The 24,646-nt window shown below is 60.1% G+C and carries 25 protein-coding genes; 12 read left to right on the top strand and 13 right to left on the bottom strand.

The features are described from left to right. Positions 1–29 precede the first annotated feature (29 nt). From CCGE531_RS16020 to CCGE531_RS16010, 3 genes are all read left to right on the top strand, one after another. Positions 30–668 (top strand): 2-dehydro-3-deoxy-phosphogluconate aldolase, encoded by a 639-nt coding sequence (locus tag CCGE531_RS16020; RefSeq protein WP_120665067.1) that lies wholly within the window; start codon positions 30–32, stop codon positions 666–668. A gap of 127 nt (positions 669–795) precedes the next feature. After that, positions 796–1,509, top strand: coding sequence for a tellurite resistance TerB family protein (locus tag CCGE531_RS16015; protein ID WP_120665066.1), 714 nt, complete (start codon positions 796–798; stop codon positions 1,507–1,509). Between the two features lie 55 nt (positions 1,510–1,564). Then, positions 1,565–1,807, top strand: coding sequence for a hypothetical protein (locus CCGE531_RS16010; RefSeq protein ID WP_120665065.1), 243 nt, complete (start codon positions 1,565–1,567; stop codon positions 1,805–1,807). Between the two features lie 6 nt (positions 1,808–1,813). Here the strand turns inward: CCGE531_RS16010 and CCGE531_RS16005 are convergent, their stop codons facing one another. From CCGE531_RS16005 to CCGE531_RS15995, 3 genes are all read right to left on the bottom strand, one after another. Next, positions 1,814–2,926 (bottom strand): nickel/cobalt transporter, encoded by a 1,113-nt coding sequence (locus tag CCGE531_RS16005; protein WP_120665064.1) that lies wholly within the window; start codon positions 2,924–2,926, stop codon positions 1,814–1,816. Further along, complete coding sequence (locus tag CCGE531_RS16000) at positions 2,920–3,603, bottom strand: DUF1007 family protein (RefSeq protein ID WP_120665063.1); 684 nt, start codon at positions 3,601–3,603, stop codon at positions 2,920–2,922. The genes CCGE531_RS16005 and CCGE531_RS16000 overlap by 7 nt, the downstream gene beginning before the upstream one ends. Before the next feature lie 68 nt (positions 3,604–3,671). Beyond that, positions 3,672–4,565 (bottom strand): LysR family transcriptional regulator, encoded by an 894-nt coding sequence (locus tag CCGE531_RS15995; RefSeq protein ID WP_120665062.1) that lies wholly within the window; start codon positions 4,563–4,565, stop codon positions 3,672–3,674. Positions 4,566–5,093: 528 nt separating this feature from the next. Between CCGE531_RS15995 and odc2 the strand changes: the two genes are divergently transcribed. Together odc2 and CCGE531_RS15985 are read left to right on the top strand one after the other, a co-directional pair. Next, a complete protein-coding gene (gene odc2 / locus CCGE531_RS15990) occupies positions 5,094–6,227 on the top strand; it encodes an ornithine/lysine decarboxylase (RefSeq protein WP_120665061.1) in 1,134 nt (377 codons plus the stop codon). A gap of 168 nt (positions 6,228–6,395) precedes the next feature. After that, positions 6,396–6,986, top strand: coding sequence for an N-acetyltransferase (locus CCGE531_RS15985; RefSeq protein ID WP_120665060.1), 591 nt, complete (start codon positions 6,396–6,398; stop codon positions 6,984–6,986). 58 nt (positions 6,987–7,044) lie between these two features. Here CCGE531_RS15985 and CCGE531_RS15980 read toward each other — a convergent pair whose 3' ends face one another. The 9 genes from CCGE531_RS15980 to CCGE531_RS15945 all read right to left on the bottom strand — a co-directional run bounded on the left by CCGE531_RS15980 (position 7,045) and on the right by CCGE531_RS15945 (position 15,338). Beyond that, positions 7,045–8,424 carry a cytochrome c peroxidase gene (locus CCGE531_RS15980; RefSeq protein WP_120665059.1) on the bottom strand — a complete coding sequence of 460 codons (1,380 nt, stop codon included), beginning with the start codon at positions 8,422–8,424 and terminating at the stop codon, positions 7,045–7,047. 20 nt (positions 8,425–8,444) lie between these two features. Then, a complete protein-coding gene (locus tag CCGE531_RS15975; RefSeq protein ID WP_120666885.1) occupies positions 8,445–10,073 on the bottom strand; it encodes an alkaline phosphatase family protein in 1,629 nt (542 codons plus the stop codon). 423 nt (positions 10,074–10,496) lie between these two features. Beyond that, complete coding sequence (locus CCGE531_RS34275) at positions 10,497–10,655, bottom strand: hypothetical protein (protein WP_205586447.1); 159 nt, start codon at positions 10,653–10,655, stop codon at positions 10,497–10,499. Positions 10,656–10,696: 41 nt separating this feature from the next. After that, positions 10,697–11,512: a serine O-acetyltransferase gene (gene cysE / locus CCGE531_RS15970; protein WP_120665058.1), complete on the bottom strand. Its 816-nt coding sequence runs from the start codon at positions 11,510–11,512 to the stop codon at positions 10,697–10,699. A 118-nt stretch (positions 11,513–11,630) separates the two neighbouring features. Continuing rightward, positions 11,631–12,620, bottom strand: coding sequence for a WD40 repeat domain-containing protein (locus CCGE531_RS15965; protein WP_120666884.1), 990 nt, complete (start codon positions 12,618–12,620; stop codon positions 11,631–11,633). Then, positions 12,620–13,708, bottom strand: a complete 1,089-nt coding sequence (locus CCGE531_RS15960) for a GTP-binding protein (RefSeq protein WP_120665057.1) — start codon at positions 13,706–13,708, stop codon at positions 12,620–12,622. Before CCGE531_RS15960 ends, CCGE531_RS15965 begins: the two co-directional genes overlap by 1 nt. Before the next feature lie 107 nt (positions 13,709–13,815). Further along, a complete protein-coding gene (locus CCGE531_RS15955) occupies positions 13,816–14,214 on the bottom strand; it encodes a type II toxin-antitoxin system VapC family toxin (RefSeq protein WP_120665056.1) in 399 nt (132 codons plus the stop codon). Further along, the gene (locus CCGE531_RS15950; protein ID WP_120665055.1) at positions 14,211–14,471 is read right to left on the bottom strand and encodes a type II toxin-antitoxin system prevent-host-death family antitoxin; all 261 of its coding nucleotides are present in this window, start codon (positions 14,469–14,471) and stop codon (positions 14,211–14,213) included. The genes CCGE531_RS15955 and CCGE531_RS15950 overlap by 4 nt, the downstream gene beginning before the upstream one ends. A gap of 75 nt (positions 14,472–14,546) precedes the next feature. Beyond that, the gene (locus tag CCGE531_RS15945; RefSeq protein ID WP_120665054.1) at positions 14,547–15,338 is read right to left on the bottom strand and encodes a creatininase family protein; all 792 of its coding nucleotides are present in this window, start codon (positions 15,336–15,338) and stop codon (positions 14,547–14,549) included. An 86-nt stretch (positions 15,339–15,424) separates the two neighbouring features. Here CCGE531_RS15945 and CCGE531_RS15940 point away from each other — a divergent pair, with 86 nt between their 5' ends. The 3 genes from CCGE531_RS15940 to CCGE531_RS15930 all read left to right on the top strand — a co-directional run bounded on the left by CCGE531_RS15940 (position 15,425) and on the right by CCGE531_RS15930 (position 18,086). Next, positions 15,425–15,937 carry a MarR family winged helix-turn-helix transcriptional regulator gene (locus CCGE531_RS15940; RefSeq protein WP_120665053.1) on the top strand — a complete coding sequence of 171 codons (513 nt, stop codon included), beginning with the start codon at positions 15,425–15,427 and terminating at the stop codon, positions 15,935–15,937. A 119-nt stretch (positions 15,938–16,056) separates the two neighbouring features. Beyond that, positions 16,057–17,076 (top strand): LacI family DNA-binding transcriptional regulator, encoded by a 1,020-nt coding sequence (locus CCGE531_RS15935; RefSeq protein ID WP_112335169.1) that lies wholly within the window; start codon positions 16,057–16,059, stop codon positions 17,074–17,076. Between the two features lie 41 nt (positions 17,077–17,117). Beyond that, complete coding sequence (locus tag CCGE531_RS15930; RefSeq protein ID WP_120665052.1) at positions 17,118–18,086, top strand: 2-hydroxyacid dehydrogenase; 969 nt, start codon at positions 17,118–17,120, stop codon at positions 18,084–18,086. Here CCGE531_RS15930 and CCGE531_RS15925 read toward each other — a convergent pair whose 3' ends face one another. Beyond that, a complete protein-coding gene (locus CCGE531_RS15925; RefSeq protein ID WP_120665051.1) occupies positions 18,087–18,875 on the bottom strand; it encodes a gamma-glutamyl-gamma-aminobutyrate hydrolase family protein in 789 nt (262 codons plus the stop codon). Between the two features lie 410 nt (positions 18,876–19,285). Between CCGE531_RS15925 and CCGE531_RS15915 the strand changes: the two genes are divergently transcribed. The 4 genes from CCGE531_RS15915 (at position 19,286) to CCGE531_RS15900 (ending at position 24,539) form a co-directional block, all read left to right on the top strand. Then, entirely contained in the window at positions 19,286–20,392 is a 1,107-nt protein-coding gene (locus CCGE531_RS15915) for a TRAP transporter substrate-binding protein (protein ID WP_120665049.1), read from the top strand. A 228-nt stretch (positions 20,393–20,620) separates the two neighbouring features. Continuing rightward, positions 20,621–22,924 carry an EAL domain-containing protein gene (locus tag CCGE531_RS15910; protein ID WP_120665048.1) on the top strand — a complete coding sequence of 768 codons (2,304 nt, stop codon included), beginning with the start codon at positions 20,621–20,623 and terminating at the stop codon, positions 22,922–22,924. A 356-nt stretch (positions 22,925–23,280) separates the two neighbouring features. Continuing rightward, positions 23,281–24,036: a hypothetical protein gene (locus CCGE531_RS15905; protein WP_120665047.1), complete on the top strand. Its 756-nt coding sequence runs from the start codon at positions 23,281–23,283 to the stop codon at positions 24,034–24,036. A gap of 278 nt (positions 24,037–24,314) precedes the next feature. After that, complete coding sequence (locus tag CCGE531_RS15900; RefSeq protein ID WP_120665046.1) at positions 24,315–24,539, top strand: aa3-type cytochrome c oxidase subunit IV; 225 nt, start codon at positions 24,315–24,317, stop codon at positions 24,537–24,539. Positions 24,540–24,646 lie beyond the last annotated feature (107 nt).

The raw sequence follows: 24,646 nt of genomic DNA, 5'->3' as shown, positions 1-24,646 counted from the left end.
TTCAATCGTTTTAAAGGAGCGCACCGACCATGGGCGAGAAAACCGAAAAGCTTCTTTCCATTCTGAAACTGCAGCCCGTCGTCCCGGTGCTGATCGTCGACGATGCGAAATCGGCCGTTCCTCTTGCACGCGCGCTGGTCGCCGGCGGTCTGAAGGCCATCGAGATCACGCTGCGCACCGCCGGCGCGCTCGATGCCATCCGGGCCGTGGCCGAAGAAGTGGAAGGGGCCGAAGTCGGCGCTGGCACGATCCTCAACGTCAGCCAGTGGGATGCGGCCGTCGAAGCCGGTTCCAAGTTCATCGTCAGCCCCGGCACGACCCAGGAACTGCTTGACGCCGCACGCTCCTCGCATGTGCCGCTGCTGCCAGGTGCCGCCACCGCAAGCGAAGTGATGGCGCTGCGCGAAGAGGGCTATACGGTGCTCAAGTTCTTCCCGGCCGAACAGGCCGGCGGCGCTGCCTATCTCAAGGCCCTGTCCTCGCCGCTCGCAGGCACGATCTTCTGCCCGACCGGCGGTATCTCGCTGAAGAATGCCCATGACTATCTGTCGCTGCCGAACGTCATCTGCATCGGCGGTTCCTGGGTGGCGCCGAAGGAGCTGGTTGCCGCCGGCGACTGGGCCGGCATCACCAAGCTTGCCGCCGAGGCCGCGGCACTCAAGGGCTGAAGCAGGCGCAATTCGATTTTCAGGGCGCTCATGGAGACATGGGCGCCTTTTTGCATTCCGCGGATTTGTATTTGCGGTTGCGCTTCCTATCTCCCTGTCACCATCACAAGGACGGAGGACCATCCGCATGATCGACGCCCGCAAGCTTCTTGACCAATTCCTGGGGTCGCAGGTTCCTGGGATGCAAGGAACCGTGAAAGACAAGGCGACGCAAGCCATCAATCTCGCCAGGGACAATCCAATGGCGACCAGCGCGATTGCGGGCGTCCTGCTCGGCACCAAGACCGGACGGCAGATCGCGGGTAACACCCTGGCGCTCGGCGGGCTTGCAGCCATAGCCGGGCTTGGCTACCAGGCCTACAAGAATTACCGCGATGGCAATCAGCCGCAGCCGGCGCCCCAATCGACCCCGCAGGCCGAGCCGCAGTTCCTGCCGCCGCCATCGAACTCCGGCTTCAGCACCGCGCCTGCAATCGCAAGCAACGATTTTACCCTCTCGCTGGTCCGGGCGATGATCGCGGCTGCGCGCGCCGATGGCCACATCGATGATGCTGAGCGTCAGCGCATTCTCGGCAAGGTGCAGGAGGCGGGCGTCGGGTCCGAGGCGGAAGCCTTCTTCCAGCGCGAGCTTGCCAATCCCGTCGATCTCAATGCCATCGTCGCTTCGGCTGGGACGGAGGAGCAGCGGGTGCAGGTCTATACGGCGTCACGCCTGGCGATCGAGCCGGATTCACGGGCTGAGCGCGGCTATCTCGATCTGCTGGCCGGCAGGCTCGGTTTGGCCGACGCCCTGGTCGACCATATCGAGGCGACGGTTGCGGGCGCCAAAGTCCAGCTCTGACTGGTAGCGCCGGTTGCCTTTCGGCGGCGGCTGGCCTAAGCCTTCGCCGAAACAGATGTTACGGCGCCAGGGATCGGCTACATTGACGGATAGAAAAAGCGAAACCCGCTCGGCGGCAATCGCAGCCGGCATAATTCTGCTGGTCGCGACTGCCGTGCTTTACCTGATGCCGAACGTGATCGTCTGGCTCGGAACGATCTCGCCGTGGCTCGGCACCGGCTTCGGCGTATTGGTCATTCTGGCCTTCTTTTTCGTATTCTGGCTTCGGGCTCGCTATCAGCGGCGCAGAGGCTCTTAAAGGCCGTCAGTTCTGCAGCGAAGCGCCCAGCAGGATGACGCCCGTGCAGATAACCAGCAGCGCACCGAGAATCTCGATGCCATTGCCCACCCAAGCCGAAAGCCTTGAGCCCTTGCCGGTGAAGCGGACGGCGGTGCCTTTTGCGAAAACGGCGATGATGGCAAGCAGCGAAACGGTCAGCGCCGTGCCGATCGACATGGCCAGCACGGACAGAAGCCCGCCGAGATAGAGCCCGTTCAGCATCGAAAAGGTCATGACCAGAAGAGCGCCCGAGCAAGGCCGCAGCCCGACGGCAACAATGGCCGACCAGGCTTCGCGAGTGCTGAATTTTTCGTTCGACAGCATCTTCGGATCGGGAAGATGGGCGTGGCCGCAGGTCTCGCAGAAAGCGCCGTCGCCCGTCGCATGGGCGGGATCATAGCATTGATAGCCGCTGGCGGCCGGCATCGTTGCGCGGCCATGCGCGAAACCTCTCACAGACTCCGTACCCGTCGCCGCTCCTTCGAAAAGCGAGAGGCTGATCGGGCCCGCCGATGTCGCCAGCTGCATTTCCTGGCGCTGCGTCCGGCTCTGCAGCATAGCACGCAGCTTGCGGAACAGCAGCCAACTGCCGAACAGGATGACCATGACGAAGCTGGTGATCTCCATGGCGTTGGTCGCCATTGTCATGGTGATGCCGGAGCCACGCAGGACGAAATAGGCGGCGCCCACGACAAGGACGGCGACAAGGCCCTGGATGAGCGCGGAGACGAACGAGATCCCGATGCCGCGTTTCAGCTCGATCTCGTTGGCGACCATGTAGGAGGAAATGACAGCCTTGCCGTGGCCGGGGCCGGCGGCGTGAAAGATGCCATAGGCGAAGGAAAGGCCGATCAGGGTCCAGAGCTGCCAGGGATCCTGGCGCATCGCTTCGATGGACTTGGTGAGCGCCCGGTAGAAAGCCTGCTGCTCGTAATTCACATAGAGAAAAATCGGCGCCAGCGGCCCGCCCATCGGCTGGAAGCTCGGCTCCGCCGTGCCGATGCCGAGCGGGGAACCGGCGGCATGCGCCAGACCGGCGGCCGCCAAAAGGGCGAGCGTTGCAGCCGGACCGAGCTTTCCTGCTCTCGAAATCAGCATTGGACGTCTATCCGCGTTGCGAAGAGTTTCGACATGGTCGTCCCCGTCGGATCGTTGAAGAAGGCATCCGTCAATGTCGATCTGTTCTCGGCGATAACCTCGTCCGGATTGGGGCGGACGACCTTCTGCGTACAGCTTTTGAAGGCATCGCCCTCCGTCACCAGCTCGTTGTCGCCCGGGAAGTCGATCGAGGTGTAAAGCGTCGGGTCGTAAATGCCGAAGCTCAGCTTGTTGCCCTTGGCGAGCGGCATCGGCCCGGAGGGCTTGACGGCGAAGAACATCAGGAGCTGGCCGTCGCGATAGTCGACATTGATGACGTCGGGCTTGTTCACCTTGATCATTTTGCCGTTCAGCGTCAGGTTCGCGTAATAATCGTAATCGACAAGCGAGTCGCGCACCGTCTTGCCGACCTCCTTCAGCTCGTCCGGATCGAGCTTCAGATTGGTGTTCTTGTCGAAATCCATCAGCACGGAAGAGGAGAATACCTCGTCGAAGCGCCATACGTTGCGCAGCTCCTGCACGTTGCCATCCGGGCCTGACAACACTTCCAGGCGGGCTTCCACGAAAATATGCGGATGCGCGGATGCTGCGGGCGGCACAAGAAGCAGGCCGCCGGTCAGGGCAAGAGCATAGGCGGTCGTGGATTTTCTCATGCGTCCGATAGGTTTCGCGAGCATTGATTCACTTCGTTTTCTGGTCAGGAAATGAGACGGAATTGGGACCGAGCCTACCCGTCTAGCGTCGTTCAGCCATTCTTGCGGAACCAGTTGTGCAGGTAGTCCACAAACATGCGCACCTTTGCCGGAAGGTAGCGGCGGTGAGGATAGACGGCATAGATGCCGCGGTCGGTGGGAAGGTAGTCGTTGAACAAGGTCAGCAGTTGCCCGCTTTCGATCGCCTTGCGGCCGATGAAATCCGGAACGATGGCAACGCCGAGATCGGAAAGCGCGGCGCGCAGCGTCGCATGCGGGCTGTTGACTTCGAGCGTGCCGTTGATGGCGACGTTGAAGGTGGTGCTGTCGGCATCGACGAAGCGAATATTGCCTTGCGAGCGGGTGTTGGTATCGATGATGAAAGGCACGCGCGCAAGATCGCTTGGATGCTCCAGCGTCGGATAGCGGTCGAGGAACGCCTCTGTTGCGCAGAGATGGATGCGGAAGTCCGAGATCTTGCGGGCGATCATGCCGGAATCCTCAAGCTTGGTGATGCGCACGGCGACATCGAAGCCTTCCTCGATCAGATCGACGAAACGGTCATCGGCGGCGATTTCCAGCGCGAGATCGGGGTTCTCCTTGGCGAAGTCGATCAGCGACTGCCCGACATCGGCGTCGACGAAGGTGCGCGGCACCGAAACGCGCAACCGACCTTTAAGCTGCTGGTTGTTCTCGCGCACGAGGTCGGCAAGATTGTCGATCTCCTTCAATATGTCGGAGGCGGTACGATAATAGGTATGGCCCGCCTCCGTCATGGAGAACTGGCGCGTCGTGCGGTTGAGCAGCAGCGCGCCGAGTTCGTCCTCCAGCTCGCGGACATATTTCGACAGCAGCGCCTTGGATCGTCCCGTCTTGCGCGCAGCGGCCGAAAATCCCTCGGCTTCCACCACGTCGATGAAGGCGCGAATCCGGGTCAAAGTATCCATGATGAAGCCCCCGTTAACTGTTTCCGGATGTTGAACAAAACGCGTCGATTTGTTCAATTATTTTTTTGAGACAGCGGCGAAAAAAATTCTTGATTATGACCGCGAATGCACCTATTTCGGGATCAGCCCAAAGTCGCACGTGCCCGTGGGTGTCCGCCGATCCTCGATGTGGTGAGAAAATCGGTAAGGTACCTGGAACTAACCCCTCCAGTCGCTATTTCGGCCAACCGAAAAATGCGAGGACATCTGAAGCAACGACGGTGCGGGCCTTTTTGTTCTCTCCCGGCTTTCCATCAGCCGGGGTTACTGAAGAGGCACACCTTCATTGCCGGAAGTGCGGTTGGGACTATCCCTCCAATCCATGGCAGACAAAGCGAATTAGCGCCGCTTGCGGCACTCGTTCATTATCCGCGCTTCGCGCATTTGCACGGTACCGGGGTCTCCACCGGCTGGTTCCAAAGCGAATGAGCGTCGCCCTTTGTCCTCTGGGTCTTGCCCGGAGCTTTTGGAATTTGAAAGGGAATTGACATGACCACGCAACGTATTCGCGACTTCCTCGCTACCCGACGTCCGGACGGTCCTTGCCTGGTGGTCGATCTCGATGTCGTCCGCGACAACTTTCATGCCTTCCGTCATTCCATGCCCGATAGCGCCATCTACTACGCCGTCAAGGCAAACCCGGCTCCGGAAGTGCTGCGCCTGCTTGCAAGCCTCGGCTCCAACTTCGATTGCGCGTCCGTGGCTGAAATCGAAATGGCGCTCGATGCCGGCGCGACCGCTAACCGCATCTCCTACGGCAACACGATCAAGAAGGAGCGCGATATCGCCCGTGCGCATGCACTCGGTATCAATCTCTTCGCCGTCGACAGCCACGAGGAAGTCGAGAAGATTTCCCGTGCCGCTCCCGGCGCTCGCGTGTTCTGCCGCGTCCTGACGGATGGCGAAGGTGCCGAATGGCCGCTGTCGCGCAAGTTCGGCTGCGTCCCGCAGATGGCTGTGGACGTTCTCGTCTACGCCCATCAGCTGGGTCTGGAATCCTATGGCGTGTCTTTCCACGTCGGCTCGCAGATGACCAAGGTCGATGCCTGGGATGCCGCTCTTGCCGATGCCAAGCGCGTCTTCGTTTCGCTCGCCAAGCAGGGCATCCACCTGCAGATGGTCAACATGGGCGGCGGTTTCCCGACCAAGTACCTGCGCGACGTTCCCTCGGCCGAAGCCTATGGCAAGGCGATCTTTGCATCTCTGCGTGCCCATTTCGGCAACCAGATCCCGCACACGATCATCGAGCCGGGCCGCGGCATGGTCGGCAATGCCGGCGTGATCAAGGCTGAAGTCGTCCTGATTTCGAAGAAGTCGGACAATGACGCCGCTCGCTGGGTCTTCCTCGACATCGGCAAGTTCGGCGGTCTCGCCGAAACCATGGACGAGGCGATCCGCTACCCGATCCGCACGGTACGCGACGGCGACGAAATGGAGCCCTGCGTCATTGCCGGCCCGACCTGCGATTCGGCCGACGTGCTCTACGAGAAGAACCTCTATCCGCTGCCGGTGACGCTCACCATCGGCGACGAGGTCCTGATCGAAGGCACCGGCGCCTATACCACGACCTACTCGGCTGTAGCGTTCAACGGTTTCGATCCGCTGAAGGCCTACATCATCTAAGGCATGCATCCAGAAAAGTGCGAAGCGGTTTTCGGATAAGATCATGCCAAAGAAATATCTCAGCCGAGGCTGAGGTCCGCTATCGCCGCCCCCGTAACCAGCCGGGGCGGCACCCTCACAATAATCTGTCATCGCCGCTGATAACGGTATTGGGCACGGGAGGCCGAGATGGCCGCTGTTCTTGATTCTGTCCGCGCATTCTTTGCGCCGTCTACTTTCACCCTCGACCTGGAAAACGCAGGCGATGTCGTCGCGCGCGAAAACCTGCTGGATCGCGCCATGGGCGCCGGCCGCCGCAAGAAGTCGTCCGAGAAGCTGCGTCAGGGCCGCGTTCCGGCTGAAGGCCTGGCATTGGTCGCGCGCGACCGTGCCGGTCATGTCGTCGGCACCGTCCGTTTGTGGAATGTCGAAGCGGGTGTCGACCGCGAAACCCGTCCGGTCGATGCGCTGCTGCTCGGCCCGCTGGCCGTCGATCCGGCGTATGAAGGCAAGGGCATGGGTTCGGCGCTGATGCGCGCAGCCATCATGGAAGCGAAGAAGCGCGGTCACGGCGCGATCCTGCTCGTCGGTGATGCGCCCTATTACGAGCGCTTCGGCTTCTTTGCCGCAAAGACCCGCCATCTTGTGATGCCAGGCCCGTTCCAGCGCGAGCGCTTCCTTGCTCTCGAGCTCAAGGAAGGCTGGCTCGATAGTGCCGCCGGCATGATCGTCGCCAGCGGCCGCAAGCTCGCGCAGCCGCCGATATCAAAGGCTGCGTAAAACGCACAAATAGCTCAGAGTTTCCAAAGCGCCTTCGCCCATCCGAGCGGAGGCGCTTTTATTTGGCGGCCTTCATGCCATCTTTCGCCGGGTCGTAGCCATCCGTCAGCGTTTTCAGGAAGGCTACGACGTCGGCGATCTCGACGTCGTTCAGGGCGGGGGCATCGCTGAGCTTGCGGTTCATCGGCGCGTCGATGACGTCGATATTGGCCTGGTACCGCGCCGGCAGGTCATCGTATTTCAGGACCTTGCCGCTCGCATCCCTCGGATAGATCTCCTCCGGATTGGTATCGCGTTTCACATAGAAGCGGGTGACATCCTCAAGGGTCCGGTAGACGCCGTTGTGGAAGAAGACATGGCGGGCGGCGACATTGCGCAGCGTCGGCGTCTTGAACAGCCCGCAATTCTGCTGCTGGGCGGAATAGGTATCGTTGCGCAGCGGTCCGCAAATGCCGGTGTCGTAATAATGCGCATCGGCATTGGCCGGAATGGCTGGGTTGCGCGGCGCGCCCAAGGCTTCGAATTCGAAATCGGTGAAGTTCGGCATCTGGCCGTCACCCGTCATCTTGTCCAGATGACAGGAGGCGCAATTGCCCTTGTTCGCATCGTCGAACAGCTTCAATCCCCGCGCTTCCGCATCCGTCAGCACCGCTTTGCCGCGCAGGTAGTAATCATACTTGCTCGTATAGGGATGGAAGGAAGGTTCTTCGATCTGATAGCGGGCAAGCGCGAAGCCGATCTCTGAAATCGTCATGTCCTGATCGTTAAGGACATTGTCGCCGAACAGCGCGGAAATATCCTTGCCGTACCCCTTCTTCAGCTTCGCATAGACGGTGGCCGTGTCGGCATTCGCCATTTCGAAGGGTGAGATCATCGGCTGCAGGGCCTGTTCTTCCAGCGAATCGACGCGCCCGTCCCAGAACATGCCGCCCTGCGGCACGAGGTTTGCAGCGGCTGCACCGGCCTTGACGACGGCCTGGGCGGTCAGCGGGCCGGCGACGCTGGCGGGCGCATTGGCGAGCGCCACGCCCGATGCTTCGGTCATCGGCGAGGCTTCCGCGGCTTCGTCGGCAGCACTTTCTTCCCCGATCGAGAAGGATGGCGTCGACACTTTGTAGGCGAGGCTGGGCACGGTGCGGATGCCCGGCTGATCGAGATGCGGGCCGCCGAACTGAACGGCTCGGTCGTTGGCGGGCGCATAGTGGTTGGCGGGATCGTGGCAAGTGGCGCAGGACATCTGGCCGCCACCCGAGAGCGACGGATCGAAGAATAGTCTCTTGCCGAGCTGCGCCACCGCGCTCAGCGGTGCCTGATCATCATAGCCGTCGGTTGCCGAAGCATTGGCGGCCGGTTCGCTTGCCATGCCGACAGCCGCACCCGCGAGCGAAAGGCCCGCGAGTGCGAGGAGCGGCAGGAGACGGCGGTCGATCAAGGGCATTTCCGTCTCCCCCTATGGTTCTACGATGGCTGATTGCCGGTCTTTGGATCGAGGATCAGCTTCGGCGCATCACCCTTGGACCAGTCGAACATGCTGTTCAGGGAACCCGAGAGCACATCGAACGAACCGCCGCCGAGGCGGGCGCCGGCCATCCAGTTATCCTCGATGAAGCGCATGACGGAGGTCTGGTCGGTCAGCGTATGGTCGACGAAGTTGACCTTGGCGTAGGGCGAGATGACCAGCAGCGGCTGGCGCGTGCCGTAGCCGCAGCGTCCCTCAGCCGGCTGGCCGTTGACACCAGGCAGCGCCGTGCCGGTGGAACAGCTGTCGCCGCTCAAGACATCGTAACCCTTGACCGAGAGTTTCGATGGATTGACGACCGCGTGCGCGTGGTCATACCAGCCGTCGGAATCGTCGTAGAGAACGATGATGGCGGTGTCCTTCCAGTCCGGCGAATCCTGAACCGTGTTGACCACCTGCGTTACGAATTCCTGCTCGTCGAGCGGGTCGGAATAGCCGGCATGGCCATCCTGATAGGCGGGCGCCTTGAGGAAGCTGACAGACGGCATATTGCCGTTCTTCAGGGCCGCGTAGAAGTCGGTCATGTCATACTGGTGATTGGCCGCATCCGCCGTGCCGATCGCTGCCACGGAAGACGGGCGCGCATGCGTCGGGTTGGCAGTCGAGGCGTAGTACTGGAACGGCTGGTGATGCGGAATATAGTCGCCGTAATTGACCTTGGTCACAGTCGAGGTCGTCGCGCGCTTGCAGCCGCTCGTGCCGTCCGGGTTGGTCAGCGTCAGATCGAAGCCGCCTTCGAAGAAGCCCCAGGTGATCTTGTGTTCGTTCAGCATGTCGCCGATGTTCTTGCCGTACATCAGCGCCGTCTGGCCGACCGAGCAGACATCGCCCGTCGGGTCGAAGTCGCTGATGACGGTCCAGCCGCCATTGCCGTCAGGCACGATGCGGCCCTTGGAATAGGTGCCGTCGCTTTCCAGCGTGTAGCCCGGCGGCAGGATGGCGCCATTGGTCTGGCCGGAGATCAGGTTCAGCGCGCCGGGGGTCGAGGGGCCGAAGTTGGTGGAGAAGGAATTGTCGTTCAGTGCATAGTGCTGGGCGTAGTTCCAAAGAGCCGTGACGGTATTGCCGTCGTAATAGCCCATGACCTGTCCCTTGGTGCCGAATGCGCCGGCAGCACCCTTGGTGCCCTTGCCGGTATTGGCCGGGAAAAGGTCCATGGCGAAGTTGTCATAGGCGGCCTGTTCGGCGGTATAGCCGTGGTTCTGCGATTGGGTCGCCGCCTGCGTGCGGTCGAGTCGGAAGGGAGCGGCGGCATCGGCGCCGTTTGCCGTGTTGGTCTTGTTCGGGTTGGTGTCGACAAGGCCGGCATTGGCGAGCGTATTGATGTCGGTCGGCGTATTGTCGGCCGCCTTGAATTCAGGCTCGCCGGCGACGTTTGCGGCCTTGGGGTAGGTCGCGAAATAATGGTCGAAGGAGACGTTTTCCTGGAAGACGACGACCAGATGCTTGATCGGCGTCGCGGTATTCGGTGCCGGCGCTAGGTCGGCGGCACCGGCGGTGGAACAGAGCAAAACAAGACTGAGCGCGCTGCCGGCGGTAAGGGCGGCGCGACGTGAAAGACTGGTCATCGTCATATCCTCTTCGAGTGGGGGCATTGCTCCGGCGCATTTGCGCCACGCCGGGCATAGAGAACCCTTTCGAGCTATCAACGGAGTATGACAGTTCCGTGAAGGGTAAGGGGAGGGGATTTCGCCTTTGTCGCCTCGTTTCCGGCAAGCAATTGATTCTGCTGTGAGGGCCGATGACCTACGGAGAGCGCCTGCCGGGAAAAGTGACGTTGCTACCTTATGTCACGGCCAGGCAGGAAGATGAGTTCCCTCATCCGCCCTCGTGGTTCGAGACGGCCCTACGGCCTCCTCACCATGAGGGCTCCTCCTCTGTTCGTTAATAAGGGTATCGCACCGTTGGCCTGCTCCGCCTCATCCTGAGGTGCATTTCGGAGCGAAGCATAGAAATGCCTCGAAGGACGAGGCGGCCACAGTCCCTCACGACTAGATGTTCTGATCCATCGTCTCAGCCGGGATCTCATCGGCGCGATGGATGCGGACGACTGTGGCGGGTACGCCGGCGACAGTGCAATGCGGGGGAACGGCTTTTACCACGACGCTGCCGGCCGCAACCTTGCTGAGGTGCATTTCGGAGCGAAGCATAGAAATGCCTCGAAGGACGAGGCGGCCACAGTCCCTCACGACTAGATGTTCTGATCCATCGTCTCAGCCGGGATCTCATCGGCGCGATGGATGCGGACGACTGTGGCGGGTACGCCGGCGACAGTGCAATGCGGGGGAACGGCTTTTACCACGACGCTGCCGGCCGCAACCTTGCTGAAGGCGCCGACTTCGATATTGCCGAGGATCTTGGCGCCGGCGCCGATCATGACGCCGTGGCGGATCTTCGGATGCCGGTCGCCGCTTTCCTTGCCGGTGCCGCCGAGCGTGACGTTCTGCAGGATGGAGACCTCATCCTCGATGACGGCGGTCTCGCCGATGACGATGCCGGAGCCGTGATCGAGCATGATCGACGAGCCGATCTCAGCAGCAGGATGAATATCCGGACCGAAGACGAGCGAGACAAGATTGGAAAGCCAGCTGGCAATTTCCGTGCGGCCTTCGGTCCAGAGCGCATGGGCGATGCGATGCGCTTGCAGGGCGTGAAAGCCCTTCAGGTTCAAAAGCGCATGCAGATAGGTGGTGCAGGCGGGGTCGCGGGTTCGCACGGCGACGAGATCGGCTTCCGTTGCCCGCAGGATCGCGGGATGCCGTGTCAGCACGTCGGACAGTAGCGAAAGCAGGTCACCATGCTCGATCCTGATGACGCAGAGCCGCGCTGCCAGCACGTTGGCAAGGCTTTCAGCGTTGGAGCGGCTGGCGATCAGTTGCGCCTGCAGCAGCGGGGCGAGCGTCGGCTCGCGCGCCGCAAGCTCGGCGGCTTCGCAACGGATCACATCCCAGACGTTCTGGGTAGAGGCAGGATTATTTCCGGCGGCTGCCGTTCCTGACTGGGGCATGATCCTGCCTTTCTGTTTAGAGTGGTTGAGCGCTTCACTGTCTTGCTCAACCACTCCATGTGTTTGCTTTTGCGCAATCCCGGACGGAAAACCGCTACGCACTTTCCTGGAATTGCTCTTAGGCGGAAATGTCGATGACGCCGCAATCGCCGGCTTCGGAGGCAAAGGCGAGCAGCTTGCCGGTTTTACTCCAGCTCATCGACGTGATCGCACCCTTGCCGGGCCGGCGCAGAAGCGCCTCCTTGGCGTCGCCGATGCGCACCGCAAGGATCATACCATCGATGAAGCCGATGGCGAGGATATCTTCCGCGGGATGGAACTTCACCGAGGTTGCCATGATGTTGGCGCGGGTGCCGAGCTCGAGCGGCGCCTTGCCCATCGGGCCGTCCTTGCCCTGGAAGGGCCAGACGATCGCCGCCGGGGCGCCCGACGAGGCAAGCCATTTGCCCTTGTTGGACCAGGAAAGCGATTTCACCTTGGCGGGATAGCCGGTCATGCGCATGTGCCTGGCTTCCGCGCCCGGCTTGGCATCCAGCTTCCAGCCATGCAGGGCGTTTTCCTGCATCGTCGTCACGATGAACTGGCCGTCCGGCGAGAAAGTGACTCCGGTATGGGCGCCCTTCCATTCCAGATTGACCGGCTGAGCGCTCATGCCGGCCCAATGCAGCGACACGCCGTTGTAGCGAGCGACGGCGATGCGCATGCCCTTGGGAGCAAAGGCGATGCCCTCGACGGTGCGCTCTTCCGGGAACTCCTTCGTGGTGCCGTCGGCGAGGCGCACGAAGGCGCTCTTGCTATAGGAATAGGCGACCGCGCCCTGCGGGCCGGCGGCAACCTGGCCGATCCATTTGCGCGGTGCTTCGGCCAGCATCGTCGCGCTGCCGTCTGCGGCGATCCGCAGAACCTTGCCGTCCTCGCCGCCCGAAATCAGGCTCTCGCTGTTTGGATCGCGGATGCAGGTCAGCATGCCCCGATGGGCATCCGTGACCTTCTCCCCGCCTTCGAGGCGATGGATCGCGCCGGCGGCGCTGGCGAAGAAGGGGGTGTCACCTAAAAATTCGACGGCCAGAACGTGGCCGTCGATATCAAGCGGAGCAACAGTCGGCATCAGGCGGACGCCTCGCATGCCTTGAAGCTCTGTTCCAGCTTTTCGCGGTCGAGCTCGCGGCCGATGAAGACGAGGCGGCTCTCATGCTTTTCGCCATCCTTCCACGGGCGCTGATGATCGCCTTCGATGATCATGTGCACGCCCTGAACGACGTAACGCTCGGGGTCGTCCTTGAAGGCGATGATGCCCTTCAGGCGCAGGATGTTCGGCCCCTGCGTCTGCGTGATCTTCTGGATCCAGGGGAAGAAGCGCTCGGCATTCATCTCGCCGCCGCGCAGCGAGACCGACTGAACGGTCACGTCGTGGATCGGCGACGGAGCGTGGTGGTGATGATGGTCGTGATCATGGTGGTGATGATCATGATGGTGGTCGTGATCATGGTCATGCTGATGATCGCAATCCGGACCGCAGACATGATCCTCATGGCCGTGCTCGAGGAAATGCGGATCGTTTTCGAGCGCGCGTTCCAGGTTGAAGGCGCCCTGGTTCAGCACGCGGGCGAGATCGACGCCGGAGCGCGTCGTCTTGTAAACGCGGGCGGCCGGGTTGATGGCGCGGACGATATCTTCGATCTGGGCCAGTTCCGCAGGCGATACGAGATCGGACTTGTTGATGACGACGACGTCGGCAAAGGCGATCTGGTCTTCGGCCTCGCGGCTGTCCTTGAGGCGCAGCGGCAGATGCTTGGCGTCGACGAGTGCGACGACGGCATCGAGTTCGGTCTTGGCGCGGACATCGTCGTCCATGAAGAAGGTCTGGGCGACGGGAACCGGATCGGCAAGGCCAGTGGTTTCGACGATGATGCCGTCAAAGCGGCCGGGGCGGCGCATCAGGCCTTCGACGACGCGGATGAGGTCGCCGCGAACGGTGCAGCAGACGCAGCCATTGTTCATTTCATAGATTTCTTCGTCGGATTCGACGATGAGATCGTTGTCGATGCCGATCTCGCCGAATTCGTTGACGATGACGGCATATTTCTTGCCGTGGTTTTCGGAAAGGATGCGATTGAGCAGCGTCGTCTTGCCGGCACCGAGATAGCCGGTGAGAACGGTGACGGGAACGGGCTTTTGCGTGGCTGTTTCGGTCATGGGAGCCTCGAAATATGGAAGGTTGCCCCGGGGGCAGACATTGGTCGGGTTCCATATAAGGGGTTGGAGACGTCAGTTCAAAGGCTTTTATATGTTATAAGATCACATTAGGTTTGTGAGGGGGAGATTGCAGAAACAATGTCGGTGCGTGTGAAGTCATTCCCGATGTAAAGAAGCGGACAATCGAACTCCTTAGCCGTCGCATAGGAAAAGCAATCGCCATAATTCAGGGAAGCGGGGTGGGCTTCCTTACCCCACAGGCTATAGGCTGCGGCGGCCAGACGAGCGCGCTCCGGCGTGACCGGAACGATTTGAAAGACAGTGATTTCGAAGAGCTTATCCATCTCTTCCCTTAGCCCGCGCATCGTTGCCACGATCAGTGCTTCTGCATAGGTGCCGGCTGAGATGATGAGCTGATCCTGGTTTCGCAATGCCGCCTGACATTGATCAGCGGCCGCTTCGCTTTGCACGAGGGCTATCAATGCCGACGTATCAACAACGATCACTTTGGCAAGCCATATTCATCATAAAGAAAATCCTGGCTTCGGGCTGCGTCTGGGCCTGCCGGTAGGTTTTTCTTCTTCACCTGCCGCTGAATTTCACGAATTGCCTTATCCCATTGTTCCGGGCTAAGCGCCTTACGTGTCGGCGTTAGGCGGACGTCAGGGTAACCGTCCTGGACCAAGACAATTTCCTCGCCCTGATCCGCAAGGCGCGCCAATTCAGGTAGCTGCCTTGCTGCCTCCGTCATGGAAATACGCATCTTCGGATTCCGCGAAATAATTCAGTATCTCGGAATAGTATGGTGTATTCCATGGCTATCTACAAGGTTTCAGCACTATCGCAGCTTCGCCACATCGAACCGATCGACATCCTGCAAAAGCTCCACCAGCCCTTGTACCGCATGCGCGATCAGCTTTTCGCCCTTTTCCGCGGTCGCGGCGCCCGCATTGCCGGTGACACCTTGGGTGCTCAGATCGGACATCTTCCAGCCGAAGGCATGGGGGCCATAGGCGCGCAGGTGCTTCAAATTCCGGATGAAATCGGACTGGCGGGAGGGGAAGTTTTCCGCCTTCGACATATCGACCTTTTCAGGGTTGAGGGCGAGCATGACAGATGTCTCGATATCGCCGCCATGAATGTCGATGGCCTTTTCGTCCGGGGAAATCAGGCCGTCCGGCACGCCGAAGCGGGTCCAGCTCGTGGCCACCGCCAGCATGTCGAAACGCATGCGCGCTTCCGTCGCGACGATGGTCATCAGGGGCGAGTTGCCGCCATGCGCGTTCAGCATGACGAATTTTCGGATGCCGAGCTTGTTCACTCGCTCCGCGATGCCCAGCCAGCGTCTGACGGCCTCGTCGAAGGCCAGGCTCTTGGTGCCGGCGACATCCATATGCTCGATGGAGTAGCCGACGGCCTCGACGGAAAGGAAGGTGACCGGTAGTTTGGCTGGCAAGGCACCCTTGAGACGTGAAACGATTCCCTCGGCAATGAGCGTATCGGTTTCGAACGGCAGATGCGGCCCGTGTTGCTCATAGGCGCCAAGCGGCAGCACGGCGATCCATTTTGATCGCTCCTGCGGTGTCAATGTTTCATCATTGTCATCGAAACATGGCAAAGGATACGCCATCTGAGGATGTGCCTCTTGTTTATGTCAATAACCTGCGCAATGTCATAGCGTGATGACTTAGCGGCGAAAAGGTCAACGGAATCACAATGGGCAAGAAGAACAAGGTCGGGAAGAAAAGTAAGTCGGGTAAGAAGAAGGATCACCGGGACTACACGCTTGCCGATCTGTCGCCGGCATTGACGCAGGCGGCGCGGTCCATGCGCACGGTGATGACGCGCAGCCTGACGGCGAGCGGTCTCTATGCCGGGCAGGACGGCGTCATTCTGGCACTGGCGGCGAATGACGGGCTTCCGGCTGGCACGCTGGCCCAGAAGCTCGGCGTCAAGGCGCCGACCATGACGAGGACGATCGGCCGCATGGAGGCGCAAGGCTTCGTCGAGCGGCGGCCGGATGCCGAGGATGCGCGGTTGACGAAGGTCTATCTCACCGAGACGGGCCGCAATAGCGTCAGCGAGATCGAAAGTTCCGCCGCTACCTGCGATGAGCTGGCCACCCGCGGTTTCTCCGAAAAGGAAATTCGCTCGCTCGTGCGCTTCCTCAAGACGATCGAGAGCAATCTTCAAGCCGGCGACGACGACGAGGACGAAGAGGAATTCTGAGAATCCCCGAGAATTCGTGTTGCGCGATGTGATTAAAGCTTTTAATTAAATATTTTAAATTCCGGAATCGTAAAACGACGGAATATGTTGACGGCTGCGTTTCACGGGGGAGTGCGTGCGTGGCGCAAAAGATAAAGCTTTCTACGATTGCGGAAACGCTCGGTATTTCAACGGCAACTGTATCCCTGGCCTTACGCGATAGTCCACTGGTCGCGGTCAATACCCGCGAGAAGATCAAGGACCAGGCCCGCGCGCTGGGCTATATTTATAATCGCCGCGCGGCGAGCCTCAGGACATCGCGGTCGGGCATTATCGGCGTCGTCGTCCACGACATCATGAACCCCTTCTACGGGGAAATCCTGAAGGCGATCGAAAGCGAGCTCGACCGCAGCCGCCATACCTTCATTCTTTCCAACCACTATGATTCGGTCGAGAAACAGCGGACCTTCATCGAGACGCTGCTGCAGCTCGGTGGCGACGGCGTCATCATGTCGCCGGCGATCGGAACGCCGCCGGAAGATTTCGAGCTGGCGGAAGAAAACGGCATGCCGGCCATCCTTGTTGCACGACAGATCGAGGCGCTGGACCTCCCGACCTTTCGCGGCGACGACAGCTACGGCATCTCGCTTGCGACCAACCACCTGATCAGCCTCGGTCACCGCTCCATCGCAATGATCGGCGGCACCGACCAGACCTCGACGGGGCGCGATCGTTACCAGGGCTATGTCAATGCGTTGCGCAAGGCGGCGATCGAGGTCGATCCCAATCTGCGTATTCCCGGCGCGCGCTCCAAGCAGGGCGGTTTCGAGGCCGCCGTGCATTTCCTGTCGCTACCGCAGAAGCCGACGGCCGCCGTCTGCTGGAACGATCTGGTCGCCATCGGCCTTATGAACGGCATTTCACGCGCCGGCCTTGTGCCGGGAAGGGACATTTCAGTTACCGGCTATGACGATCTGGAAGAAGCGGCGATTGCGACACCGGCGCTGACGACAGTCTGGAACGGTCAGGCCGAAGTCGGAAGGCTTGCAGCGCGGGCGCTTTTGGATAGGTTGGCAGGAAGCCATGAGCCGGATGGTATCCATCTTATCAAGCCGGAAATGCGCATCCGCCAATCCACGGCGCCCTACAAAGCTCGCTAGCAGCGGTTCGGCGCCGAACCGTCTCTCAAGAGGAAAGATCCATGTCCGACAGTCGCATCGCCATCCTCGTTCCGGGGAAGATACACCCGCGTGTCCTCGAAAGGCTCGGGAAACAGTTCGATATCCTTTCCGTCGAACGCGATGGCGGCCCGAAGGTCGATGCGGAAACCGCCGCCCGCATCCGCGGCGTTGCTGTCTCAGGCGGGTTCGATGCTGCCTGGATCGATGCCTTTCCGAATGTCGAGGTCATCGCCAATTTCGGCGTCGGCTATGACGGGATCGACGTCAAGCACGCCGCCTCGAAGGGGATCGTCGTCACCAATACGCCCGACGTCCTGAACGACGAGGTCGCTGACACAGCGATCGCCCTGCTCTTGAACACGCTGCGACAGTTTCCGAAGGCGGAGACCTGGCTGCGCGAGGGGCGCTGGGTGAAGGAAGGAGCCTTTCCGCTCTCGCCCTTTTCCATGAAGGGGCGCCGCGTTGGCATTTACGGGCTCGGCCGCATCGGGCTGGAGATCGCAAGAAGGCTGGAGCCGTTCAAGGTGAAGATCGGCTATCACACCCGCTCGCCGCGCGACTCGCTGCCTTACGATTACTATCCGACCCTGAAGGAGATGGCGCAGTCGGTGGATACGCTGATTTCCATCGTGCCGAAGACGCCGGAAACGCACAGGGTCATCAATGCTGAGATCCTGTCGGCGCTTGGGCCGCGGGGCGTGTTCATCAATGTCGGCCGTGGCTGGTCCGTCGATGACGACGCGCTGATAACGGCCCTCGGTAATGGAACGCTGGGTGCTGCCGGCCTCGACGTCTTCTATGACGAACCCAATGTCCCGGCTGGCTATCTCTCGCTGCCGAATGTTTCGCTGCTGCCGCATGTGGCGTCCGCCTCGGTGCCGACGCGCGATGCCATGGCCGATCTCGTCTCCGACAACATCATCGAATGGTTCGCAAAGGGTCGGCCGGTAACGCCGGTGCCGGAAACGCCGGTCAAGCCGCGCGGCTGATCATCCGGCGTTCTGCTGATAGGGAGCGGCGGCAAGCCGCTCCTTGCCAGCCGCATAGTCGCGCACGGCATCGCCGAAGGCCATGAAGAGCTTGAGCGACGACGAATCCGTTTCCGCCCAATATTCCGGATGCCATTGCACGCCGACGGCAAAGGCCTTTGCTCCGATAACGGAGACGGCCTCGATCGTGCCGTCCTCTGCCAGCGCCTCGACCTGCAGCCTCGGCGCGGTATCGGCGATCGCCTGGCGATGCAGCGAGTTGACCCGCACCTCGCCCGGGCCGACGACACGGGCGACGCAGGAGCCTTCCTTGACGAAAACGCTCTGACGGACCGCGTACATCGTGTCGCGATCGACATCCTTTGGCTTGCGATGGTCCCAGATGCCGGGCTGGTCCTGGATTTCGCTTGCGAGCGTGCCGCCGAGCGCAACGTTCAGTTCCTGAATACCGCGGCAGATGGCGAGCATCGGAATGGCGCGGTCGATGGCGCAGCGGATGAGCGGCAGCGATGTCGCATCGCGCGCCGGATCGAAGGGGCCATCGCTCTCAAGTGCTTCCTTCCCGTAGAGGGAAGGATGCACGTTGGTGGCCGAACCGGAGACGAGCAGCCCGTCGACCCGGTCCAGAATGGCATCCGCGTCATTGCCGTCTTCAAGCGCCGGCACGATCAGCGCCATCAATCCGGCGGCCTTCACGGCAGCACGGACATATTGCAGCTGCACCGCGTGCCAGCTCGTGCCGTCGAATTCGCGGATATCGGCGGGAATGGCGATGATCGGTCTGGACATTCAGGGCTCCGAAGGATGCGAAACGGTTAGAGCATGATGCCGAAAAGTGTTTGAGCGGTTTTCGGACGACATCATGCTCTACTTCTTTGATTCTAGAGCGGATCCAGATTTTAGATCGAACAGACCTAAAATCATCCGGCTCTAGGCGGCAAAACCTCTGGATGATCATGATGTCAATCCAAAGGCATATTATCCACCTCATGAATTTACGCGAAGACGGCGCAAGCGGCAACGCGTGGGGCTTCGATAAGGCTTTGTTTCCCTTCGTCATGCGGATGTACAGGAATCGCCATAATGCGGTGCGAGAGAGCAAACTTGAAAGACTGTGTGCGGCATGGTTAGTTCCATCGCTTGCGCCGTAATGGGGAACGCGCCGTTTCCCAGCAATGCCGTCCGTATGGGAGAATTCGATGGATCGCCGTTCCTTCATAAGGCGGGCAGGGGCCGTTGGCGCGGGCGCTGCAGCCTCCACGCTTGCGAGCCCGGCCCTGGCCCAGGAATATCCGAAGATCACGTGGAAGATGACGTCGTCCTTTCCCAAGAGCCTGGATACGATCTATGGCGGCGCGGAAGATATTGCCGCACATGTTTCCGATGCGACGAACGGCAATTTCGTCATCCAGACTTACGAAGCCGGCGAAATCGTGCCCGGCGCTCAGGCTGCCGACGCGGTCAGTGCCGGTGCCGTCGATGCGGCGCACACCTGCTCCTACTATTTCTGGAACAAGGACCCGACCTATGCCATCGGCACGGCGCTGCCGTTCGGCCTCAATGCCCGGTTGACCAACGCCTGGTTCTACCAGGGCAACGGCAACAAGCTGATGAACGAATTCTACGCCACGCAGGGCATATTGGGCCTGCCCGCGGGGAATACCGGCGCGCAGATGGGTGGCTGGTTTCGCAAGGAAATCAACACGCTCGACGATCTCAAGGGCTTGAAGATGCGCATCGCCGGCCTGGCCGGCAAGGTGATCGAAAAGATCGGCGTGGCGCCGCAGCAGGATATCCCGGCGAACGGAGTCTACGACGCGCTGAGCAAGGGCACCGTCGATGCGGCCGAATGGGTCGGCCCTTATGACGACCTGAAGCTCGGGCTGCAGCAGATCGCCAAATATTACTATTATCCCGGCTGGTGGGAAGGCGGTGCAGTGGTGCATGCCTTCTTCAATCTGGAGAAATGGAATGCCTTGCCGAAGAATTACCAGGCAATCCTCGCGGACGCATGCGCCTTCGCCAATACCAATATGCTGGCGAAATACGATGTAAAAAACCCCCAGGCGCTGAAGGATATCGTGCAACAGGGCGTGACGCTGCGTCCGTTCAGCCAGGAGATCATGGAGGCATGCTTCCAGGCAGCCGGCGCGCTCTACGCGGATCTCTCCAAATCCAACGATTACTTCAAGCGCATCTACGAGGATCAAGTCGCCTACAAGAAGGATGCCTATCTCTGGATGCAGCTTTCAGAGTATACTTTCGATACTTTTATGATGATCCAGCAGAGGGCGGGCAAGCTGTGATCGTATCCATAAGTCTTTAGTGATATCTTGTTTTATTCATTAGTGACTTAAATATTATATTCGAGGTTGAGTGTGGCGGAGATAATTGCACTAATACGATGCGGGCCGTAGCTTAACTTCGATGTAAGTTACCGAGACGATTGATAAATCTGTCCAGATAGGTGCTATTGGGCAATCAAATTTTAAAACGTTTACGCTAGGGTGTCCGCCGCATCAGGGGAAGTCTGAATGAAGCCTCCAAGCCCGGACACCGTGCCGACGGATGTTTATCTGTCGTTCGTCAGTTCGCTTTTCGGAAACCGTAAAACGCTGTTTACGGGCGTGTTCGTTCATATCCTCACCTATGTCGTCGTTTTCCTGAGCACGCGCGCAAATATCTATCTCTCGCTTTGCCTGGCGTTCGGCGCCGTGTTTGCCTTGCGGATGTATTCGTTCCGGCAATTCGATGCGGCGGACAAGCATGGTTTCACGCGGGCCGATATCGCGAAATGGGAAACGCGTTATGTGATCGGCGCGGCGGCGACGGCATCCATCCTCGGCATCGGCAGCGGCTATGCCATCCTGATCGTGCAGGATCCGCTGGCGGAATTCATCTGCATCGCCGTGACGATGGCATCGATGGTGTCGATCGTGGGCCGCAACTACGGTTCCCAGAAGGCGATCGACCTGCAGACGCTCGCCTGCTGTCTGCCGATCATCATCGCCTGCCTGATGTCGCAGCAGCTCTACAAGGCGATCGTCTCCATCATGCTCGTTCCCTTCGGGCTGACGACGCGCGCGATGGCGAACGGCGTGCGCGAATTTCTCTACAAGAACGTCATCGCATCGCGCGAGATATCCTTGATCGCCGACCGGTTCGATACCGCGCTCAACAATATGACGCACGGGCTGTTCATGCTGGACGCCCACAACCGCATTCTCGTCGTCAACCGCAAGGCTTGCGAACTCCTGAATTTCGCGCATCCGGAGCAGCTCAAGGACTGCGAATTCGATGTCGTTTTGCGTTACGGCGCGCGCCATGCCTTCATTGACGGATCCCTGCCTGGGCTCATCCACCGGCAAATGGCACAGCTCGTCAGCGGCACGCTTTCCCGCACGCTCATTCAGTTCAACGAGGAGCAATTTCTGGAATTCTCCGCTAGCCGTCGCGCCGATGGCATCGTCATCCTGATCTTCGAAGACGTCACCGTACGTATCCGGGCGGAGCGCAAGATCCTGCATATGGTCCGCTATGATCCTTTGACGGGGTTGCCGAACCGCGAATATTTCATCGAACTGGTCAAGGAAAAGCTTGCGGCACGCACGCGGGACGGCCGGATCGGAATTCTGGTTCTCGATGTCGACGACTTCAAGCATGTCAACGATACAAAGGGACACCTGACCGGCGATCGGCTTCTGGTTGCCATAGCCGAGCGCCTGAAAGAGCTCGCGGGCACGGCGGCACTTGCGGCACGGCTGGTGGGCGATCAATTCGTCCTGTTCTTTCCGAACGAGGACAACGCTCCGGAGATCGATGGCCGCATTCGCGCGCTGCACGCGGCGATGACGGGCGCTTACAATGTCGACGGCAACAGTTTCCGCGTTTCCTTCAGCGGCGGATATGTGACCATGCCGAGCCGGGAGTTCCGCTCGGAGGAATGGCAGGTCAAGGTCGATCTGGCGCTGTTCGACGCCAAGTCGCGCTTGAAAGGCGGTTGCAGCGCCTTCGAACAGGAGATGGACGCGCGCTACGTCGAGCGCCAGAAGCTGAAGGAGGACCTGCGCGAAGCCGTCGAGGCGGGCAGGCTTCACGCCGTCTATCAGCCGATGTTTACGCCGGACGGCTCCCGCATCGTTAGCTGCGAGGCGCTGGCGCGCTGGATTCATCCGGAAAAGGGCTCGATCCCGCCCAATATCTTCGTGCAGATCGCCGAGGAAATGGGCATCGTTGCTGGCATCACCCGCTTCATGGTCAACCAGGCCTGCCGGGATTGCGTTTCCTGGCCGGCGCCGCTTGCGGTCTCGGTCAATCTATCGGCTCAGGATCTGCGCAATGACGATATTGTCACTGTCGTCGTGGAGGCGCTCGCGGCATCGGGATTGGAGCCGTCGCGGCTGCATCTCGAAGTCACGGAAAGCTGCCTGATGGATGAGGTGGCAACCGTTCGCTCCATCCTTGCCGATCTGCGCGCCAAAGGCATCACGATCGCGATCGATGATTTCGGAACGGGCTTTTCCAGCCTCAGCTACCTCGATTCCCTGCCGGTGGATGTCGTCAAGATCGACCGGTCCTTCGTTCGCGACATCACGACGGACAGCCGCCGTTTCAAGCTATTGTGCGGCATCGTCGATCTTTCCCGCGCGCTCAGCCTCCACATCGTGATCGAGGGCGTCGAGACGCTCGAACAGCTGGCGCTCGTCGTTGAGAAGAACCTGGCCGATATCATCCAGGGTTATGTATTTTCCGCACCCGTGACACGGGAACAGGTGGTTGAGATGGTGGGTGGCCTCAGCCGCCGGCTGCCGGGCGTGCGCGAGGGTCATGTCGCCTGACGCAAGGAGCGAAAACGTATCATTGCGCTGTCGCTAAAATAATCCGGAAACTGGCGATCGTATCACGCCACCATAATGATCCGGGCCAATCGATCATCCTGCGACAGACTGCCTATGAGAATTGTAAATCGAAGATCCGCGCTTGTTTTGTGCGGCTCTGATAGACGGGCAAATCTGCTTATTTCCCATGCCATAACAACGATAACTTTGTTGCAGCGTGCGGCCGGGCCTATACCGGTATTCGTTAAAAAAATTAACCTTAATGGAATTAATAGTTAATAAAAATTGAATCAAATGTTGATCAAACTGTGAGTTAATACCAATTATGTTCCGTTAACCATCATGGAACATTCATCATGACTCATATGAGTGCTTGGAAAGACAGCTTTGCCGGCAAGCTGATGGAGGTGCTCGATCACGTAGAATACCGCCGGATCGAAAGCAGCGAGGACATGGAGGGTGTCGCGCGGCTACGCTACAAGGCCTACAAGGCGCGCGACGTCTTGCCGGTGGCGGCCAAGAACTTGATCGACGATATCGACTTCGACGATCACGCCTATGTTTTCGGGGTCTATTATGACGAGGAGCTGGTGAGCACGGTGCGGATACACCATGTCACGCCGGATCATCGCGTATGTCAGTCGACCGGTATTTTCCCCGAGGAGGTTCATGCCTTCCTCGATGCCGGCATGACGTTGATCGACCCCGCACGCTTTGCCGTCGATCCCGATTTCGAGCTGGAGCTGCCGGCTCTGCCCTATCTGACGCTGCGGCCCGCGATCGTCGGCGCCGTTTATTTCAACACGGATCGCGTGATGCAGCACATCCGCCCGGCGCATGCGGCCTTCTACAAGCGCGTCTTCTACGCCGATACGGTCGTGCCGCCGCGGATGACCAAGACCTACGGTTTCGAGCTGACGCTGCTGGCGTCGCGCTCGAAGGAAATTCGGGGCAAGCTGATGCAACGATATCCGTTCTTCGATTCAGAGCCCTATGAAAGGCGCATGATGTTTTCCCGCAACGAGGATAACGGTTCGCCTCCGTTGACCATCCTGCCGACGGCGCGGCTGGCAATTGGCGGTCGCCGCGAAATTCGCGCGCAATTCGGCTAGCGGCGGATGATTTTAGGTCGATGCGGCCTAAAATCTGAATCCGCGCTGGATTCAAACAGCTAGAGCATGAATTTTCCGAAAACCGCTTACACTTTTCGGCATGCTCCAGGCTGCGCGCCCGTGCGACCTTCTCGTGCATTGCATTTTTCCTCGCTTTGTGTAACGCCTCGATAGAGGAAATTCGGCTGCGGCGTCCGTGATGCCGCAGCCTTTGGGAATAGCTCCAGCCGCCGGCCTGCATGGCCGGTTGGGGAGTGAATTTGAGGGGAGACTTCTGAATGGCCGAACATCATACCGGACCCGTCGAAACAGGCGCCGCCATGGACTACAGGGAGCATCAGAAAACCTATAATGGGTTCCTGTTCGTGGCCAGGCTGGGATCGGCGTTCGTCGCTGCCTTGCTGATTGCGATGGCGGCGGGTTTTTTCGGTCATGCCGGTCTGCTGGGCGGCTTCATCATTTTCGTCGTTCTCTCGTTCTTCGGCTTCCTATTGTCGCGTTGACCGAAGCGGGGCCGTCCGGCCCGCGCCTTTGCTGAAAATTATGACCTGATTTCGCAGGTGTTTGCGCTGCTGCATCCAGCAGGGCTGCGGTTTGATGTGGGGTGGTG

The sequence above is a fragment of the Rhizobium sp. CCGE531 genome (genome assembly GCF_003627795.1).
Taxonomy (GTDB): Bacteria; Pseudomonadota; Alphaproteobacteria; order Rhizobiales; family Rhizobiaceae; genus Rhizobium.
Note: the sequence above shows the minus strand (reverse complement) of the source record. Positions and strands in the feature narration are given on the sequence as shown.

What these genes read in the sequence shown, in the direction of transcription:
- CCGE531_RS16020 (WP_120665067.1), top strand. Translation starts at nt 30, where the DNA reads ATGGGCGAGAAAACCGAAAAGCTTCTTTCCATTCTGAAACTGCAGCCC.
- CCGE531_RS16015 (WP_120665066.1), top strand. Translation starts at nt 796, where the DNA reads ATGATCGACGCCCGCAAGCTTCTTGACCAATTCCTGGGGTCGCAGGTT.
- CCGE531_RS16010 (WP_120665065.1), top strand. Translation starts at nt 1,565, where the DNA reads ATGTTACGGCGCCAGGGATCGGCTACATTGACGGATAGAAAAAGCGAA.
- CCGE531_RS16005 (WP_120665064.1), bottom strand. Translation starts at nt 2,926, where the DNA reads ATGCTGATTTCGAGAGCAGGAAAGCTCGGTCCGGCTGCAACGCTCGCC.
- CCGE531_RS16000 (WP_120665063.1), bottom strand. Translation starts at nt 3,603, where the DNA reads ATGCTCGCGAAACCTATCGGACGCATGAGAAAATCCACGACCGCCTAT.
- CCGE531_RS15995 (WP_120665062.1), bottom strand. Translation starts at nt 4,565, where the DNA reads ATGGATACTTTGACCCGGATTCGCGCCTTCATCGACGTGGTGGAAGCC.
- odc2 (WP_120665061.1), top strand. Translation starts at nt 5,094, where the DNA reads ATGACCACGCAACGTATTCGCGACTTCCTCGCTACCCGACGTCCGGAC.
- CCGE531_RS15985 (WP_120665060.1), top strand. Translation starts at nt 6,396, where the DNA reads ATGGCCGCTGTTCTTGATTCTGTCCGCGCATTCTTTGCGCCGTCTACT.
- CCGE531_RS15980 (WP_120665059.1), bottom strand. Translation starts at nt 8,424, where the DNA reads ATGCCCTTGATCGACCGCCGTCTCCTGCCGCTCCTCGCACTCGCGGGC.
- CCGE531_RS15975 (WP_120666885.1), bottom strand. Translation starts at nt 10,073, where the DNA reads ATGACCAGTCTTTCACGTCGCGCCGCCCTTACCGCCGGCAGCGCGCTC.
- CCGE531_RS34275 (WP_205586447.1), bottom strand. Translation starts at nt 10,655, where the DNA reads ATGCTTCGCTCCGAAATGCACCTCAGCAAGGTTGCGGCCGGCAGCGTC.
- cysE (WP_120665058.1), bottom strand. Translation starts at nt 11,512, where the DNA reads ATGCCCCAGTCAGGAACGGCAGCCGCCGGAAATAATCCTGCCTCTACC.
- CCGE531_RS15965 (WP_120666884.1), bottom strand. Translation starts at nt 12,620, where the DNA reads ATGCCGACTGTTGCTCCGCTTGATATCGACGGCCACGTTCTGGCCGTC.
- CCGE531_RS15960 (WP_120665057.1), bottom strand. Translation starts at nt 13,708, where the DNA reads ATGACCGAAACAGCCACGCAAAAGCCCGTTCCCGTCACCGTTCTCACC.
- CCGE531_RS15950 (WP_120665055.1), bottom strand. Translation starts at nt 14,471, where the DNA reads ATGCGTATTTCCATGACGGAGGCAGCAAGGCAGCTACCTGAATTGGCG.
- CCGE531_RS15945 (WP_120665054.1), bottom strand. Translation starts at nt 15,338, where the DNA reads ATGGCGTATCCTTTGCCATGTTTCGATGACAATGATGAAACATTGACA.
- CCGE531_RS15940 (WP_120665053.1), top strand. Translation starts at nt 15,425, where the DNA reads ATGGGCAAGAAGAACAAGGTCGGGAAGAAAAGTAAGTCGGGTAAGAAG.
- CCGE531_RS15930 (WP_120665052.1), top strand. Translation starts at nt 17,118, where the DNA reads ATGTCCGACAGTCGCATCGCCATCCTCGTTCCGGGGAAGATACACCCG.
- CCGE531_RS15925 (WP_120665051.1), bottom strand. Translation starts at nt 18,875, where the DNA reads ATGTCCAGACCGATCATCGCCATTCCCGCCGATATCCGCGAATTCGAC.
- CCGE531_RS15915 (WP_120665049.1), top strand. Translation starts at nt 19,286, where the DNA reads ATGGATCGCCGTTCCTTCATAAGGCGGGCAGGGGCCGTTGGCGCGGGC.
- CCGE531_RS15910 (WP_120665048.1), top strand. Translation starts at nt 20,621, where the DNA reads ATGAAGCCTCCAAGCCCGGACACCGTGCCGACGGATGTTTATCTGTCG.
- CCGE531_RS15905 (WP_120665047.1), top strand. Translation starts at nt 23,281, where the DNA reads ATGACTCATATGAGTGCTTGGAAAGACAGCTTTGCCGGCAAGCTGATG.
- CCGE531_RS15900 (WP_120665046.1), top strand. Translation starts at nt 24,315, where the DNA reads ATGGCCGAACATCATACCGGACCCGTCGAAACAGGCGCCGCCATGGAC.